The following is a 16,704-nucleotide window of genomic DNA, read 5'->3' as shown; positions in this document are numbered from 1 at the left end:
ATAAAAGAGAGGAAAAGGTGAGATAAACTTTGAGAGAACTTAGGATAGAAAAAAATGAGAGTCAGCAAAGGCTGGACAGGTTTCTGAAGAAGTACATGGCGGATGCGACACAGGGCTTCATATACAAAATGATCAGAAAGAAGAACATCAAGGTCAACAATGAAAGGGCAAAGCCGGATATGATGCTGGTTGAAGGGGACCTTGTGCAGCTATACCTTGCAGAGGAAACCATAGAGAAATTCAAGGGAGAGAGGAAGCATAAAAGGTCCAGAATAGACCTTGACATAGTTTATGAGGACGAGAACATTGTGCTTATTAACAAGCCGGCGGGTCTTCTTGCCCATGGAACGGGAGAGGAATTTCAGGACAATGTGGTGGATGCCCTGGTGGGCTATCTCATAGACAAGGGAGACTACGTCCCAAGGCTTGAAAAGACATTTACACCCTCCATCTGCAACAGGCTGGACAGGAATACCTCAGGAATAATAATCGGTGCAAAGAACTACCAGAGTCTTCAGATTGTGAACCAGGCAATCAAGGAGGGACAGGTGGGCAAATTCTACATGACCATCGTCAGGGGTACAATAGACAAGGACTTTGAGCACAAGGCATTTCTGACAAAGGATGAGGAAAGGAACAAGGTGCAGATAAGTGATGAGGAATCAGATGGCAGTAAGGAGATCTGGACCAGATTCAGGGTCCTCCAGAGGGAATGCGGCTACACTCTTCTTGAGGTGGAGCTGATAACAGGCAGGACCCATCAGATCAGAAGTCACCTGGCATCACTTGGATATCCTGTAATAGGTGACAGAAAGTACGGCAACAGAAGAGTAAATGAGGAATTCAAAAGCAAATACGGTCTGACCGACCAGTGGCTCCACGGCTATAGACTGGTTCTTCAGGGAATGGAGGAACCCTTGGATTATCTCAATGGCAGGGAGTTCACAGCCCATTCAGGCGGACTGTTCGCACGTATTGAGAAGGATTTGTTTAATTTGCGAGGTGATTGATTTGGGAAAGCAGATAAAGTTGACAGTGGAAGGATATGGAGAGCTGAAGATGCCGGAGGGTTCAACCCTGCTTGAGGTATTGAAAAAGGTCCAGGGTCAAGAGTACATGAGATATCTGGGAGCCAGAATCAACAATGAAATCTATCCTCTTTACAAGGATGCTGAGGATGGTTTTAGGATCCAGTTTCTTGACAACAGGGATGTTGACGGATACAGGATCTACACTAAGACCATATCAGCTGTGTTTATTATGGCCTGCAAGGAGCTCTATCCTGACAAGGATGCAATTATACATCATTTTCTAGGTCCTGGACTCTATGCTGAGCTTGATGACAGGCATGGAATTTCATTCAAGGAGACGGAGATTCTGGAGGAGAAAATGAAGGAGATCATCAGCAGGGACATTTCAATTGAGCGTTCCGATTATACAAGGGAAGAGGCCCTTGAAATCTTTAGGGAACACAGCTACTCAGACAAGATCAGGCTAATCTCCTCCATGGACAAGGACACCGTAAGCATATACAGAATCGGGGACCACATCGATTCATTCCATGGATATCTTGCACCTTCCACGGGATTTGTCGAGGAGTTCAAGCTTAAGTACTATTATCCGGGGGTAATCATACTTTTCCCCAGCAGAAAAAACCATTACAATATGGATAATTTCAAGGATCAGAAGAAGCTTGCAAAAATCTTCAAGGAATCCAACAACTGGCTTGAAATACTTGACCTTGCCAACATTGGCTCCCTGAATGAAAGGATAAACAACGGTCATCTGAGGGATCTTATCCTGATTTCAGAGGCCCTGCACGAAAAGAGGATTGCACAGATTGCCGACAAGGTGTGTGAAGACCAGGACATCAACATGATTCTCATTGCAGGACCCTCATCCTCCGGAAAGACAACCTTTGCAAACAGGCTTTCAGTTCAGCTTAAGGTCAACGGAAAAAGACCTATTTCAATATCAATGGACGACTATTTCGTCAACAGGGAGGATACACCCTTGAAGAAGGATGGGGAGCCAGATTTTGAGTCAATCGATGCCATAGACCTGAAGCTATTCAACAGGGATCTTGTAAAGCTCCTTGAGGGTGAGTCTGTCCAGCTTCCAAGGTTCAACTTTGTAACAGGAAAAAGGGAACCCTCGGGAAAGTGGATAAGCGTGGACAAGGACCATCCCATAATAATTGAGGGGATTCACGGCCTCAATCCCAAGCTGACAATTGACATTCCAGAAAAGAACAAGTTCAAGGTATATATATCAGCCTTGACACAGCTTAACATAGACAATCACAACAGGATATCAACAACCGACACCAGACTTATCCGAAGGATGGTCAGGGATGTGAAGTTCAGGGGAAATGAACCCTCCAGGACCTTCGAGCTGTGGCAGGGAGTCAGAGCTGGGGAGGAGAAGTATATATTCCCCTTCCAGGAGGAGGCTGATGCCATGTTCAATTCCTCCCTGGTCTATGAAATGTCTGTGCTGAAGAAGTATATAATGCCCCTGCTTCAGGAGATAACACCGGAAAGCATACACTACTCGGAGGCAAAAAAGCTCCTTAAGTTTCTTAAGTATTTCAATCCGATAGAGGATGAGGGCTGCATTCCGCCTAATTCAATAATCAGGGAATTCATTGGAAGCTGAGGGGTGGGACTATGAAAAAGCTAGTGTACATGATGCTTTTGGTGTTTATGCTTGCAGGCTGTGGACAGGCTGATCAGGATAAGACTCCTGTGGAACCTCCAGCTGAGAATCCTCCCCACCAGGCAGAGGAGCCGCCAACAAGGGAGGAGCTCCTGGTTGAGGCTGTCAAGGCCATGACCCTCCAGGAAAAAATAGGTCAGCTCCTGATGGGGGGATTTGAGGGAACTGAGATTTCCCAAAGGGAAGTTTCACTAATTGAAGACTACCACATTGGTGGATTTATATTTTTTGGACGCAATATTACAGATGAAGAAGGGAGAAGGAATCTCATCAGAGATTTGAAGTCAATTAATTACAACAGCCCAATACCTCTTTTCCTTGCTGTGGATGAGGAAGGTGGTTCCGTAACAAGACTTTCAGGTATCTTTAGGAACCTTCCTCCACAGTCCCGGCTGGGTGAAAGGGGCGATCCTGATACTGCCTATGAGTACGGAGCCATACAGGGTGAAAAGCTTGGGAGACTTGGTTTTAACGTAAATTTCAGCCCGGTGCTTGATGTGGATTCAAACCCGGATAATCCTGTGATTGGAAACAGGGCAATATCCCAAAACCCTGGTGTTGTTTCAGAGCTGGGAATCAAGGTTTGGAAGGGTATTTCTGACCAGGGGGTTGTACCGGTTGGGAAGCATTACCCAGGTCATGGGGATACTGATGTTGACTCACATACCCTACTTCCAGTGATAGACAAGTCCAAGGAGGAGCTTTTGAGTACAGAGCTGATTCCATTCCAGGCCTCAATAGATTATGGAATACCAGCCCTTATGGTGGGTCATCTCTTAATACCTGCACTGGATGACAAGCCGGCTTCCCTGTCAGGTATTATCATGAAGGAACTACTAAGGGAAGACCAGGGATTTGATGGAGTCCTTTTCTCAGATGATCTGACCATGGGTGCCATTGTGGGATCCATGACTGTAAGTGAGGCTGCTGTGGAGTTTATAGCGGCAGGAGGAGATGTTGCCCTAATTTGCCACGGAGAGACCAACCTGGTTGAGGCCTTTGAAGCCATAGAGGCAGCAGTTGGGGAGGGAAGCCTTCTGGAGGAAGACATAGACTGTAAGGTTGTAAGGATAATCAGGCTTAAGGAGGATTTTGACTTAAAGGAAGAAGCTGTCAGGGATACCTTTGATGATGAGCTTGACAATAGGATTGAAGGACTATTTGATTAGGGAGTGATACCTTGTATGAAAAAGGTAATTGGAATTGATCTGGGTGGAACAAAAATAAATGGTGCAGTGGTGGATGAATCCGGTGAGATACTTAAGTTGAATACAGTGTCCACAAGCAAGTCAGGCTCTCCAGGGGAGGTAATGGCTGGCATCAAGGAGCTTATCCGAATCCTTATGGAGGATGAGGAAATTTCAGCAATTGGCATTGGGTCACCTGGCTTTATAGATTCGGAGAATGGCAAGGTTCTATCTGTTGGTGGAAACATTGAAGGCTGGGCTGGAACCCATATAAAGGGACCCTTGGAAAGGGAGTTTGGAATACCGGTCCAGGTGGAGAATGATGCCAATGTTGCAGGTCTTTGCGAGGCATGGATTGGAGCAGGCAGGGACAGGGAGAGCTTTGTTATGCTCACTATTGGAACTGGATTGGGGGGAGCTGTGTATACCAAGGGGGAGGGCCTCTGGAGAGGAAGTCACTTCCAGGCCGCTGAGGTAGGACATTCCATCTTGTATCCGGGAGGACACCAGTGCAGCTGTGGGCAGAGAGGCTGTACTGAACAGTATGTTTCAGGAACCGCCGTTGAGGATGAGTATGAAAGGCTTTCCGGTTTAAGAAGGACAGGTAGGGAGATTTTTGATTCCTTCCGTGAGGACCCGATTTCAGAGAAGGTGGTCAGGAAATTTGCATGGGACCTATCAGTATTCCTTGTAACCGTAAAGAATATCTTTGACCCTGAAGCGGTGATAATCGGTGGAGGAGTAATATTGTCCAGGGAAAGCTGGTGGGATGAAATGATTGGAAACTTCAACAGCCAGGTAAACAACAATCCTGGGATGGATATAATTCCTGCCAGGCATCTCAATGCTTCAGGTACCATTGGAGCTGCCAGAGCGGCTATGGATAGATTCGTTTGGGGGGTGTAGTCTTGAACAGGGGAAAGGTTTACTCAGGTGATTACGGAAACAATAGAAGCGAGCAGCTCATAGGGGAGTACATGGGAATCCTTTCTGATGGAAGGGGACGGAGCACCTACTACATTCTTCCAAACGGTGAGCTACTCAGATCCCTGAGAAGGAGAGTTATCCAGGAGACTGGTGGAGCCTTTGACATAGGGATTATGACCTTTGATGATATCGTTGAAAGGATACTTGTGGGGAAAAACCTCCATGTCATCCAGCGACCGATTCAGCTTAATATTGTAAAAATGGCCATTAAGAGACTTGCAGAGTTGGGTAGGCTGCAGGTCTTTCATAAAATGGCAGACTATGAGGGGTTTGCTGATTGTGTTCAGGAAGTGATAATGGAGGCCAAAAGGGCCCTGATTTCCCCTGATAGCTTTTCCGAAATTTCACAGGGAGACAGGTATCTTGAGGAGGTTTCCTCCATATATGGCTTCTATGAGGATTTTCTCCAGGGCAATGACATTGTTGACCGTGAGGGCAGCTACATTGCTGCTGTAGACCTTCTAAGACTGGGGGAGATAGATTTTGAAGGGCTTGAAAGGGTTATAGTGGACCAGTTCTACGATTTCAGACCTGTTGAAATAGAGATACTTAAGCAGCTATCGGGGATGGACCTTGACTTGACGCTCAACCTTCCCTTTGGTGGAGGAAATGATACCCAGCTTGTTGGGAGCACCCTGGAAACACTTAAGGGACTGGGATTTGAGATACTTGAGGATGCTTCAGAAGACAGGAGCATTCTCAGCACATTTGCAAAGCGCTTTGTGGATCAAAGGGATACAGTTGACCCCAAGGGAAATATTACAATTATAAGGGGTGAAAGCCCACAGCTTGAAATCAAGAGATGCATAACCAGGATAAAGGAGCTCCTGATGGAGGGTGTGGATCCAGGCTCAATACAGGTGGTGGCAGCATCAGCCTTTTATCGGGACCTGTTTCTGGACCTGTCAAGGAGAGAGCAGCTTAATATCAAGTCCCCCATGAAGCGATCCCTTTGGGAAAGCAGGATAATCAAAGGATTCATCGATATTCTTAGGCTTAGGGCGTCGGGAGGCAGCAGGGAGGATATAATCAATCTGATCAAGTCTCCCATAACAAACAGGGAATACGTTGACAATGACCTTGAGCTTAATATAAGAAGGCTTAGGTTTGATGGTCTGAGGGATCTTAAGGGCATGCTCCTTTCCACAGGAAAGCTGGATGTTGACGTGGACACCCTTGAGAAGATGCGCCTCCTCATAGAAGAGATAGAGGGCATAGTTGACGGATCGGGAGAGGATGGTTTAATCACAGCTCACGGAGAATTTGCTCTGGAGCTCCTGAATTCCCTTAAACTGGACCAGTACATAATGGAGAACTCCAGCCATGTAAATGATTGGAAATGGGCAATAAACGAAATGAATGCCCTAAATGGATTCAGGGAAATATTAGAGGAAATTGCCATGATGGATTATATTGACTGGGAGGTTTCCTTTAAGGATTTCATGGATATACTCAGGGACTATACGGTCCAAGAGGAGATTGTTGTACAGAACCCCGCCACTAACGGAATTGAAGTGTTGAATCCCACAAATGGAAGAGCACTGAAGCGGGACCATAAGTTTGTAATAGGTCTTAACAGGAGCCAATATCCCAGCCTTGATGAGAGCAACTTCCTCTTTTCCCAAAAGAGTCTTGAAAGGCTCAAGAGCGGTGGAGTGAAGCACATGGATTACAGGGAGAAATTTGAAAACGAATTGTTGAAAATATCAAGCATAATCGGTTCCACAGAAAAATCCTTGTATTTGGGAACCTCATCATCCTTCGGAGAAGAGGATGATCTTCCATCCATTTTCCTGGCAAGAATCATTAGAACCGCTGGAAACAGCACTATTATTCAGGAGGAAGCTGATCATGAATCCTTTATGAACAGAGGTCTAGATGAGTTATCAAGCAAGGATGACTTCAACACGCTTTCGCTGTGGAGGTACTACCAGGGGAGGCTGGAGCAGGATGAGCTGGCATATTTCATCAATAATAGCTCTGGCCTTAAGGATCGAATAAACAGGAGGCTCCATTCAGAATACAGCCGTTTTACAGGAGAGCTGGATAAGTATAGCGGGGTGCTCAACTCCGACAGAATCAGGGACCTTGTGGGAAGTAAGATGGAGGATCAGGTATATTCCGTGTCCTACATTGAGGACTACATAAGGTGCCCATATGCCTTTCTTCTGGGCAGGCTGTTCAACATTCAGGAAACGCCAAGGGAATGGCAGGAGACCAAGCCTATGGACAGGGGACAGATCTTTCACAGTGTCTTGTGCTCCTACTACAGAAGGTACAGGGAAGACCTTGAAGAGGATCCTGGAGCCTTCCAGGTGGAAGCCACCAGGGACTATCTAAGGTCCCTGGTTATAGGTGAAGCCAAGGCATATGGGTTGGAGAACATATCTGGAGGTGACAGATTGTTCATTTTGTCCATGGAAGAAACCCTAATCGGATACATTTCCGCCGATTTTGAGAGGATGAGAGGCTCCAATATCAAGGTGACTCCTTACCTTATGGAAAAGCAGTTTGGAGAGGACAGGAGCTTCAGAATCTCCCAAGATGAAATGGAAATCTCTTTCAGAGGGGTCATCGACAGGATAGACAGGGTGGAGGACGGCAGCTTCATCCTGATTGACTACAAATCCTCATCCTACGGGAAGAGGACCAGAGAAGACATAGAAAATGGATTGAGCGTACAGCTTCCCATGTATATACTTTCTCAGGGAGAGGACAGGGTGACAGGCGGCTACTATGGAATACTCTCATCGGGAGACCTGTATCCTGCACTGGCTATCAAAGGGAAAGCACCCTTTGTAACGGGAAGGAATACGGGAGCGGTGGATGAGGAGGAGTATAGGAGGCTGCTTCAAGGGAGCAGGAATACCGTTATCAGAGCGGTGGAAGGTATAAGGGATGGGTACTTTGCCGTAGCTCCCAAGGAATGCTCAGCATACTGCATATTCAGGGACATATGCAGGTACGGCAATAAGGAGGAGGTGGATTGATGGACAGGCAGCAGCAGGCAATCCAGACCATCAATATGAACCTTGCAGTATCAGCAGGGGCAGGGACCGGGAAAACAAAGGTACTTACTGAGAGATATGTACACATACTTGAAAATGGAAACCTGGATGAGGGCAGGGAGATAGAATCCCTTGTGGCAATAACCTTTACCAAGAAGGCAAGCACTGAAATGAAGGAACGGATAGAGAGGGAAATAGCTGCAAGACTGGACCAGGGAGAGAGGTGGAGAAGACTCTACAGGGACTTTTCAAAGGCATATATCATGACAATCCATAGCTTCTGTGGAAAGCTCCTTAGGGAGAACCCTGTTCAGGCAGACATTGACCCGGGTTTTTCTGTCCTGGAGGAATATGTTGCAGACCGGATGCTAAGGGAGGCTGCCGGCAGGGTCCTTGACAGATATCTGAGGGAGGAGGATAACCTTAAGCTGATAAGCCTGTTGGGAAAGAGGGACATAGGGCCCCTTTCAGATGAGCTTATTGATATCTACAAGAAGATCAGAACCCTGGGGATAACCATGGATGAGGCGATGGAAAAGACGGTTTCCCATATGACCGGCAGGGAGCTTGATGATGAAGTCCTTCAGGAAATAAGGGAAACGGCCCTTTATCTGGGCGGTGAAATGGGAAGGGGTAAATTCGCAAGTATACTCAAGGACCCTTCAGTCCAGCAGTTTCTTGTTGGCCAGGAAAACAGGGACCAGCTCAGGGACATACTGCAGCTTCTTGGTGACAACATGGGCAGCAGCAAGAAGGCCCCAGAAGCACAAGAAAGGCTTAAGGAGCTGCTAAAGCTTGCATTGTCAACCTTTGAGGGCGAAAAACTGGACCTATATATATTGATACTTGATCTTGTAAAGGCAATTGACAGGGAGTATTCTGCAAGGAAGAAGGACCAGGGAGTATTGGATTACGAGGACCTTCAGATTAAGGCATACAACCTGCTGATGGAGGATGAGATTCTGAATAAGTACCAGGACAGGTTCAGATACATCATGATTGATGAATTCCAGGACACCAACCAGCTCCAGAAGAACATCTTCTACAGGCTGGCATCCAGGGATGAGAAGCTGGATAGGGGAAACCTCTTTGTGGTTGGAGATCCAAAGCAGTCCATCTACGCATTCAGAGGTGCGGACGTTCAGGTTTTCTACGATGTGGTCCAGGACATAGAATCCTCTCAAAAAGGCAAGGTCATAACACTTACAGAGAACTACCGTACCGTAGCTACGGTTCTTGAGCTTGTTGACAGAGTATTCACCGGACTTTTGGGTGAAAGGTACAACCCCTTGAATCCTAACAAGCAGGTGGATCAGCCAGTGGAGGTTGAAGTCCTGTACAAGGAGGAGTTCTCAGGAAACTCCCAGGAGACCCAGGAATTTGAAGCTGAGCAGATTGCCAGAAGAATTAGGTATATGGTGGACAATGAGGAGCTTCACGGTAACAGGAGGATTCAGTACAAGGATATTGCCTTGCTTTTCAGGGCCATGACAAGAAGCTCAGTCTATGAGGAGGCTCTTAGAAGATACAATATCCCCTACACCAGCACAGGAGGAGTAAGCTTCTACCAACGCGATGAGATATTGGATCTTCTCAACGCAATAAAGGTGATCAGCAACCCCAGGGACATGATATCCATGGTGGGCTTTCTGCGAGGTGGATTTGCAGGCCTGTCCGATGAGGCGATATTTCACCTGCTGGACCGATATGGAAAGGGTGAGTCTCTGCAGATGACTCATGCCATTGAAAAACTCCTGGAGGAAAGGGACATTGAGCTTGATGGCATTGATTACAGCATAATGGAGGAAACAGCTGATCTTTTGAAGAGGCTGTCACATCTCAAAAATCATATTGGAGCAGGGGAGATGCTTGAAATCCTTATGGAATCTACAGGATTCAAGGAAAGCCAGCTTCTTATGTATCAGGGCATGATGAGGTTCAGAAACCTTGATGCCTTTCTTGAGCTCGTCAGGGATTATGAGACTGCTGAGGGCGGAAGTCTGGAGGAGCTGATCGACTACATTGAAAACAGGAGAACTGAATCCGAGGGTGATGGAATATCTGACTCAGGGGGCGATTCTGTAAGCCTCATGTCAATCCATAAATCAAAGGGCCTTCAATTCCCTGTGGTTATTATTCCTGAAATGGGCAGAAGAGGTGCCTATGACAGGGCCCTTTTCCAGTTTGACAAGGATATGGGCTTGGGTATTAAGAATGGTGATTCAAGCTATTATGACCTGATCTACAAGGACACCAAGGAAAACCTGCAGGAGGAGATAAAAAGACTGATATATGTTGCAATGACAAGGGCAGAGGAAAGGCTGATCCTTGGTTATCAGGGCAAGAAGGATGGATTTAAGGCCTTGGTCCACGAGTATCTTGAGGATTCCACTGTTAAGACCGTGTCGGATTTTCCCGTTCAGCCACAGGAGGCTGTAATGGTTAAGCCCATGGTTGAGCCTGAAGGAGGGACAGGGGAAAAAGCCTACCCCCTTCTGGAGTTCCAGCAGCATCCAGTGGCAGGAAGGGAGACCTACAGTATAAGTCAGTACCTGAAATATTCTTCATGTCCAAGGGAATATTTTCTTACCTACAAGATGAGATTGACCCTTGGGGAGGGTAATGCACTGGAAAAGCCCTCAAATAACGCCATTGACGGTACAACAAAAGGGCTTCTTGTCCATGAATTCTGCAGATATTACAGGGAAGGCAAGAGCATAGGCACAATTCTTGACCAGGCTGCTGCTAAGGTGGGAGTGGAGCTTAGTGACCAGGTAGTTGGGGAGCTGGAACCCCATATCAATAATTTTGTTGCCTATGCATCCAGGGAGCCTAAATGTGAGATTGAGATGGAAAAGGAATTCTATGTAATGCTTGGCAATCATGCCATAACAGGATTTATTGACAGGCTGGAACATCATGGGGATATGAAGAGGATAATCGACATCAAGACCAACAGGCTGAACAACAGGGAAGAGCTGATTAAGCTTTACAGGCCCCAGCTTATATTTTACAGATGGGCTGCTGGAAAGATACTGAAAATGGATAATATTTCCGCTGCAATCCTATTCCTGGAGGATGGATCGGTGGAGGATATTGCCGTAACTGAAATGGAGGAGAAGCTTCTCCTCCAGGATATGGAAAGGGTTTTTGACTATGTTGAGACCCATCATGAGCCTGAGGATTACGCTATTGCCAATGACTGCAGGGAAAGCTGCAGATTTAGGGCTTTCTGCAACAGGGAGGAAGAAGAATATGGAATTTATTGAAATGAGAGACGGCTATGAAATCTGGTACAGGGAGGATCCTGTTGAAAAACCCAAGGGAATTATAGTCATAACCCATGGTTTTGCCGAGCATGCCAGTAGATATGACCATGTGGCACGGCATCTGAACAGGTACGGCTACCATGTGGTAAGATACGACCTGAGGGGACATGGCAGAAACAGGGACAGGGGTCATCTGGACAGGTTTGAGTCCTACCTGGAGGACCTTGAGGAGATTGTAGGCAAGGTAGCCCAGAAATACCCCGATGTTCCCCTAATTACATTTGGGCACAGCATGGGGGGACTGATCACAGCAATCTTTGGAATTGAGAATCCTGAAATGTCCTGTGCCCAGATCCTTTCTGGACCAGCTCTGGGCAGTCTTCCCTCTGCGGAAAAGCTAAAACCAGGCACCATGAAGATACTGTCTCAAATAGCAGGTGGAATAAAGCTAAAGAATCCGGTTGGGGAGGGAATATGTGGGAAAAGGCAGGTCTATATAGATTATATAAATGATCCCTTGGTACTACACAGGGCTTCCTTAAGGCTCTATTATCAGTTTCTTTTCAGGGGTGTTGAACTGTTGGGCGAAGGTGCAAAGAGGTACAGGCTACCATGTCTGGTTGTCCACGGGAAGGAGGATCCAATTGTGCCGGTTGAAATCAGCAGCTGGTTCCATGAGGAAATCCCGTCACAGAAAAAAGACCTCATTGTGTATGATGGTCTTTACCATGAGATACTCAATGAGGACGAATGGGAATCTATTCTTAGGGATATCACAGACTGGCTAGGCTAGCCTTAGGCAGGAATTCGACTTAGCCTGAACAGTATGATCAGAGCGATCAGGGATGATCCAACCCCAACACCAGTTGTCAGCTTCAGCCCGCCCAGGTCGTAGAGTACTGGACCAATCAGTGAAAAAAGGGTTACTGTCGCTGCATTTATGGTGTAGAAGAGACCTAGGAAGGTCCCTCTTTTGCCAGGCTGTATTTCAGATGAAAATGCCTGGTATGATGTCCATCCTCCGTCCAGGCCAAAGGCAAAGGTGAAGGCTAGAATCACTATAAGCAGCACGCTTTTTACATATGGGATCGGAAGCAGGCCGAAAACCATTATTGTAAAGGCGATTCTTGTGAAGGTAAGCTTGCCTATCCTATCCGAAAATAGGGTAGCCGCAAGTATTCCTAGTACAGTTCCCGCTGCAATGAGGGAGTAGCTGATCCCTATCTGACCCTGGGTTAGGGAAAACTCAGATGATAGATAAATACCAAGGAAGTTGAACATGTTTACAGGTGCTGTTATCACAAGGAAAAGTGAGACCAGCACCTTTACTGTTCTGGGATGCCTCAGGATTGCTATGAATTCACGGATGTTCAGCTGGCTATCCTCCAGGATTTCAGTTTCAGGCAGTCTGCGAAGCATTATGAAGGCAATTGCTGCAAGTATGCTGACAGGAAGGTAGATGCTTATCAGGTTTCCAAAGTGGCCTGTCATGAATGCAGTGTAAAGAGGGCTTCCAAGAAGTGCGATTCCAAAGGCTGTTCTAAGTATTCCACTTGCCTTGCCCCTGTGTCTGTAGTCGATGAACTCTGAAACATAGGACATTAGGCTTCCACTAAGGGAGAAGTAACCAAGTCCTATAAGGATCCTGCCAAGTGCAAATACAAGGGCAGAGGGAGCAAATCCACTTATTATGCTGCCTGTGAAGAATAGCAGCAGAGAATAGGAAATCAGTCGCTTGTTGCCATATCTGTCCGCCCACACGCCGAACAGGGGTACCAGTATTCCAACGGCCGAGTAGCCCAGGTTGAAAAGGATTACCTGGCTGTCCCGGATTCCAAAGTATTCCGAAAGATAGGGGGCCAAGGGACCGATGAAATTCATTTCCATGGCTATGATGAACTGAATTATAAATGTGGTTGTATACATAAGCGCCAGGTTCATAAAAGCCTCCTCAGTAATATATTAATTAAAGCACAAAATTACTATGAATCGTGTTATAATATTCGTGTGTCTAAGTATTAATCCCATTTATCATATCATAAAATCTAACTAAAAAGAAGTAGAGGAGCTGTCTATGTTAAAGAAATTTATATCCTATTACAAACCACATAAAACCTTGTTTTTTACTGATATGTTTTTTGCGTTTCTCATATCTGTATTCGATCTTGTGTTTCCAATGTTCACACGAAATATGATCAATGTAATAATTCCAGATGGAAATATGCAGCTGCTTATCAGATGGACAGGCATCATGGTATTTCTGTTCGTTCTCAGATACATCAGTCAGTATATTGTCGCCTACTATGGACACTTGCTTGGTGTCAGGATTGAACACGACATGCGTAGGGACATTTTCACCCATCTTCAGACCCTGCCATTTAGCTATTATGATAACACAAAAACCGGACATATAATGTCGAGAATCATAAATGACCTGATGGACATTACAGAGCTGGCACACCACGGGCCGGAGGATGTATTCATCTCTGCCATAATGCTGTTGGGCTCCTTCTCCATCCTTATGTTCATTGAATGGAGATTGACCCTGATAATATTTGCCTTCATTCCCCTGATGATCTGGTTTGCAATCAAGAAAAGGAAGAGGATGGAGGAGGCCTTTATGAAGGCCAGGAAGAAAATAGCCAGCGTCAACTCACAGATCGAGAACAGCATAAGCGGTGCAAGAGTGGCAAAATCCTTCACCAATGAAGAATACGAAATTATGAAGTTCAATGACAGGAATGCAAAGTTTGCCAGCGCCAGAGGTGAATCCTACAAGGTTATGGCTGAGTTTGTCTCTGGAGTGGGAATAATATCCAGTGCTTTGAATCTTATTGTCATTTCCCTTGGTGGATATTTTGTATACCGTAACATTATCGACCTTGGAGATCTATTCGCATACACCCTTTATGTAAACTTCTTTATGCAGCCAATCAAAAAGCTGACTGATTTCATGCAGCAGCTGCAGAATGGAATGACGGGCTTTACAAGATTCCAGGAGGTCATGGGTATAGAGCCATCAATCGTTGACAGGGAGGACGCAGTTGAGCTGGAGTCTGTGGAGGGCAGAATTGAATTCAGAGATGTGACCTTCAGCTATGGTAACGACGACGAGAAGGTTTTATCAGGGATAGATCTGACCATAGAGAAGGGCAGAACCGTTGCACTGGTGGGCCCTTCAGGTGCCGGGAAGACCACCTTATGTCACCTAATCCCAAGATTTTATGAAACATCATCAGGTGAAATTCTTTTGGATGGCGTAAACATAAAGGATGTTAAGCTAAAATCACTTAGAAGAAACATAGGATTGGTTCAGCAGGACGTGTTTCTTTTTACCGGTACCATAAGGGAGAATATTCAATATGGAAATCCCTCGGCCACAGAAGAGGATATCATCCAGGCTGCCAGGAACGCCAGCATCCACGATTTCATAAAATCCCTGCCAAGAGGGTATGATACCTATGTTGGGGAAAAGGGAGTGATGCTATCCGGTGGACAGAAGCAGAGAATTTCAATTGCCAGGCTATTTCTTAAGAATCCCCCTGTATTGATATTGGATGAAGCCACATCGGCATTGGACAACGAAACGGAGCAGATGATTCAGAATTCCCTTGAAAGACTTTCAAGAAACAGAACGACCCTGGTAATAGCCCATAGACTGTCCACCATAAAGAATGCGGATGAAATCCTTGTAATGACGGGAAATGGAATTGAGGAAAAGGGGAGTCACCAGGAGCTCTTGGACAGGGGAGGAATCTATGCCGAGCTTTACAGGGCACAGTTCAGGGACCTTCAATAGTGTAATGCATTTGTAACCGGTTGTTAATTGAATTGTAACTACTGTCCTTTGAGGGTATAATAATATGTAAACAAAGACACTTTCTAGGAGAAATCGACCATGAAAACAAAGTTTGGAATAGCATTCCTCATATCCTTGATAATACTTGTTGGTTTTCTGGTAATCCCAGGGGCAATAAACCGCTCACAGGCAGAGGACAATGAGAATCAGGCAGTGTATGATGATAATTCGATGGATTTACTTGAAGGGGATAACACTGGAAAGGAAGTCCTTGAGATTTATGAGGATAAGTCTACAGCGGGGAATCCTTATGAAGCACAGGATGAGCTGATTCTTGAGCACAGAGCTCGAAAGGCTGAGGGTAAAGGGAAGTTGGAATTCCCGGACCAGGAAAATCAGGTGGAACAGGCTTACGCATCTGGCAAGCTTGCATACCTTACCTTTGATGACGGTCCCTCCAAGGAGATGACACCCCAGATACTCCAGGTTCTTGACAGGTATGAGATAAGGGCTACCTTCTTCGTACTTGGGAAAATGGTTGACAAGAATCCGGATGTATTGAGATTGGCCTATGAAAAGGGACATGAAATAGGGAACCATACCTATTCCCACAACTATGACATCATATATGGAGATACAGATAGCTTTCTGGAGGAAGTGTACCAGACAGAAGAGGCAATCAAGAAGGCAGTGGGGGATCCTTCCTACAGGACCAGCCTGGTCAGGCTACCAGGTGGATCCCATGCAGAGTATAAAAGGCCAACTGTAGTGGCCCTTGAAGAGGCGGGCTTTAGTGTCTATGATTGGAATGCACTCAACGGTGATTCTGAACTGGACAAACCAACAAGAGACTATCTGTACAATAGGTTCAAGGAAACCTATAGGAAGCAGGATCAGGTAATAATTCTTATGCATGATACAGATGAAAAGCACACAACTCTAGAGGCCTTGCCTTCAATAATTGAGCATCTGTTCCTTGAGGGCTACAGCTTCAGAACACTGGAAGAGTACAACCATTAGTTAAAGGGGGATATTATGACTAGAAAGGTCCTTGTAGTTGAAGATGAAGAATCAATTAGGAAGTTTATTAAGATCAATCTTGACAGATCAGGCTATACTGTTCTGGAAGCTCCAACTGGAGAAGAGGGTCTGGAAATTGCAAAAAGTGAAGCAATTGATATTGTTGTGCTTGATGTAATGCTACCTGGAATTGACGGTTTTGAGGTATGCAGATCCTTAAGATCCAGCTACCCCCATCTGGGAATAATCATGCTTACAGCCAAAAGTCAGGATATCGACAAGATAATGGGCTTGGAGTATGGAACCGATGATTACATGACTAAGCCTTTTAATCCCACAGAGCTTGTTTTAAGGATAAAGTCCCTTGAACGAAGATTGGAATCCGAGGGAAGTCCAGATACATCCATGCTTGAGTTTCCACCTTTTAAGATCGATGTGTATTCTAGACTGTTCTATAGGGCTGGAAAGGAGATAGAGCTGACCCCTACAGAATTTTCCATAGCAAAGCTATTTATGGAGAATCCAGGGAGGGCCTTTAAAAGGGATGAAATTCTCAACCACGTTTGGGGTGTGGATTTTGTTGGTGATTCAAAAATAGTGGATGTGAACATTAGAAGATTAAGGTCGAAAATAGAAGAGGACTCAAGTCAACCATACTATATTGAGACCGTATGGGGTCTTGGGTACAGATGGAGAGCCAAAAGTTAGGAGCATGT

Annotated in this window: 11 protein-coding genes; 10 read left to right on the top strand and 1 reads right to left on the bottom strand. The window is 45.7% G+C overall.

The window, feature by feature from the left end:
• Nucleotides 1–29: 29 nt before the first annotated feature.
• Genes ACKVDP_RS10940 through ACKVDP_RS10910 form a run of 7 tightly spaced genes read left to right on the top strand, consistent with a single transcriptional unit; the run spans nucleotide 30 to nucleotide 11,962 of the window.
• Nucleotides 30–1,010, top strand: a complete 981-nt coding sequence (locus ACKVDP_RS10940) for an RluA family pseudouridine synthase (RefSeq protein ID WP_409228897.1) — start codon at nucleotides 30–32, stop codon at nucleotides 1,008–1,010.
• A 1-nt stretch (nucleotide 1,011) separates the two neighbouring features.
• Nucleotides 1,012–2,658: a nucleoside kinase gene (locus ACKVDP_RS10935; protein WP_409228896.1), complete on the top strand. Its 1,647-nt coding sequence runs from the start codon at nucleotides 1,012–1,014 to the stop codon at nucleotides 2,656–2,658.
• Nucleotides 2,659–2,669: 11 nt separating this feature from the next.
• A complete protein-coding gene (gene nagZ, locus ACKVDP_RS10930; RefSeq protein WP_409228895.1) occupies nucleotides 2,670–3,887 on the top strand; it encodes a beta-N-acetylhexosaminidase in 1,218 nt (405 codons plus the stop codon).
• A gap of 15 nt (nucleotides 3,888–3,902) precedes the next feature.
• Complete coding sequence (locus tag ACKVDP_RS10925; protein ID WP_409228894.1) at nucleotides 3,903–4,811, top strand: ROK family protein; 909 nt, start codon at nucleotides 3,903–3,905, stop codon at nucleotides 4,809–4,811.
• A gap of 2 nt (nucleotides 4,812–4,813) precedes the next feature.
• Nucleotides 4,814–7,882, top strand: coding sequence for a PD-(D/E)XK nuclease family protein (locus tag ACKVDP_RS10920; protein ID WP_409228893.1), 3,069 nt, complete (start codon nucleotides 4,814–4,816; stop codon nucleotides 7,880–7,882).
• A complete protein-coding gene (locus ACKVDP_RS10915; RefSeq protein WP_409228892.1) occupies nucleotides 7,882–11,169 on the top strand; it encodes a UvrD-helicase domain-containing protein in 3,288 nt (1,095 codons plus the stop codon). Before ACKVDP_RS10920 ends, ACKVDP_RS10915 begins: the two co-directional genes overlap by 1 nt.
• Entirely contained in the window at nucleotides 11,156–11,962 is an 807-nt protein-coding gene (locus ACKVDP_RS10910; protein ID WP_409228891.1) for an alpha/beta hydrolase, read from the top strand. Before ACKVDP_RS10915 ends, ACKVDP_RS10910 begins: the two co-directional genes overlap by 14 nt.
• Before the next feature lie 2 nt (nucleotides 11,963–11,964).
• Here the strand turns inward: ACKVDP_RS10910 and ACKVDP_RS10905 are convergent, their stop codons facing one another.
• Nucleotides 11,965–13,110, bottom strand: a complete 1,146-nt coding sequence (locus ACKVDP_RS10905; RefSeq protein WP_409228890.1) for an MFS transporter — start codon at nucleotides 13,108–13,110, stop codon at nucleotides 11,965–11,967.
• A 133-nt stretch (nucleotides 13,111–13,243) separates the two neighbouring features.
• Between ACKVDP_RS10905 and ACKVDP_RS10900 the strand changes: the two genes are divergently transcribed.
• The 3 genes from ACKVDP_RS10900 to ACKVDP_RS10890 all read left to right on the top strand — a co-directional run bounded on the left by ACKVDP_RS10900 (nucleotide 13,244) and on the right by ACKVDP_RS10890 (nucleotide 16,696).
• Nucleotides 13,244–14,968 (top strand): ABC transporter ATP-binding protein, encoded by a 1,725-nt coding sequence (locus ACKVDP_RS10900; protein ID WP_409228889.1) that lies wholly within the window; start codon nucleotides 13,244–13,246, stop codon nucleotides 14,966–14,968.
• Nucleotides 14,969–15,067: 99 nt separating this feature from the next.
• Nucleotides 15,068–15,988: a polysaccharide deacetylase family protein gene (locus ACKVDP_RS10895; RefSeq protein ID WP_409228888.1), complete on the top strand. Its 921-nt coding sequence runs from the start codon at nucleotides 15,068–15,070 to the stop codon at nucleotides 15,986–15,988.
• A gap of 15 nt (nucleotides 15,989–16,003) precedes the next feature.
• Nucleotides 16,004–16,696 (top strand): response regulator transcription factor, encoded by a 693-nt coding sequence (locus tag ACKVDP_RS10890; RefSeq protein WP_409228887.1) that lies wholly within the window; start codon nucleotides 16,004–16,006, stop codon nucleotides 16,694–16,696.
• Nucleotides 16,697–16,704 lie beyond the last annotated feature (8 nt).

This window comes from Gudongella ferriphila (assembly GCF_046224405.1).
Lineage (GTDB): Bacteria > Bacillota > Clostridia > Tissierellales > Tissierellaceae > Gudongella.
The sequence above is the reverse complement of the archived record's forward strand: the minus strand, read 5'-3'. Positions and strand labels throughout refer to the sequence as shown.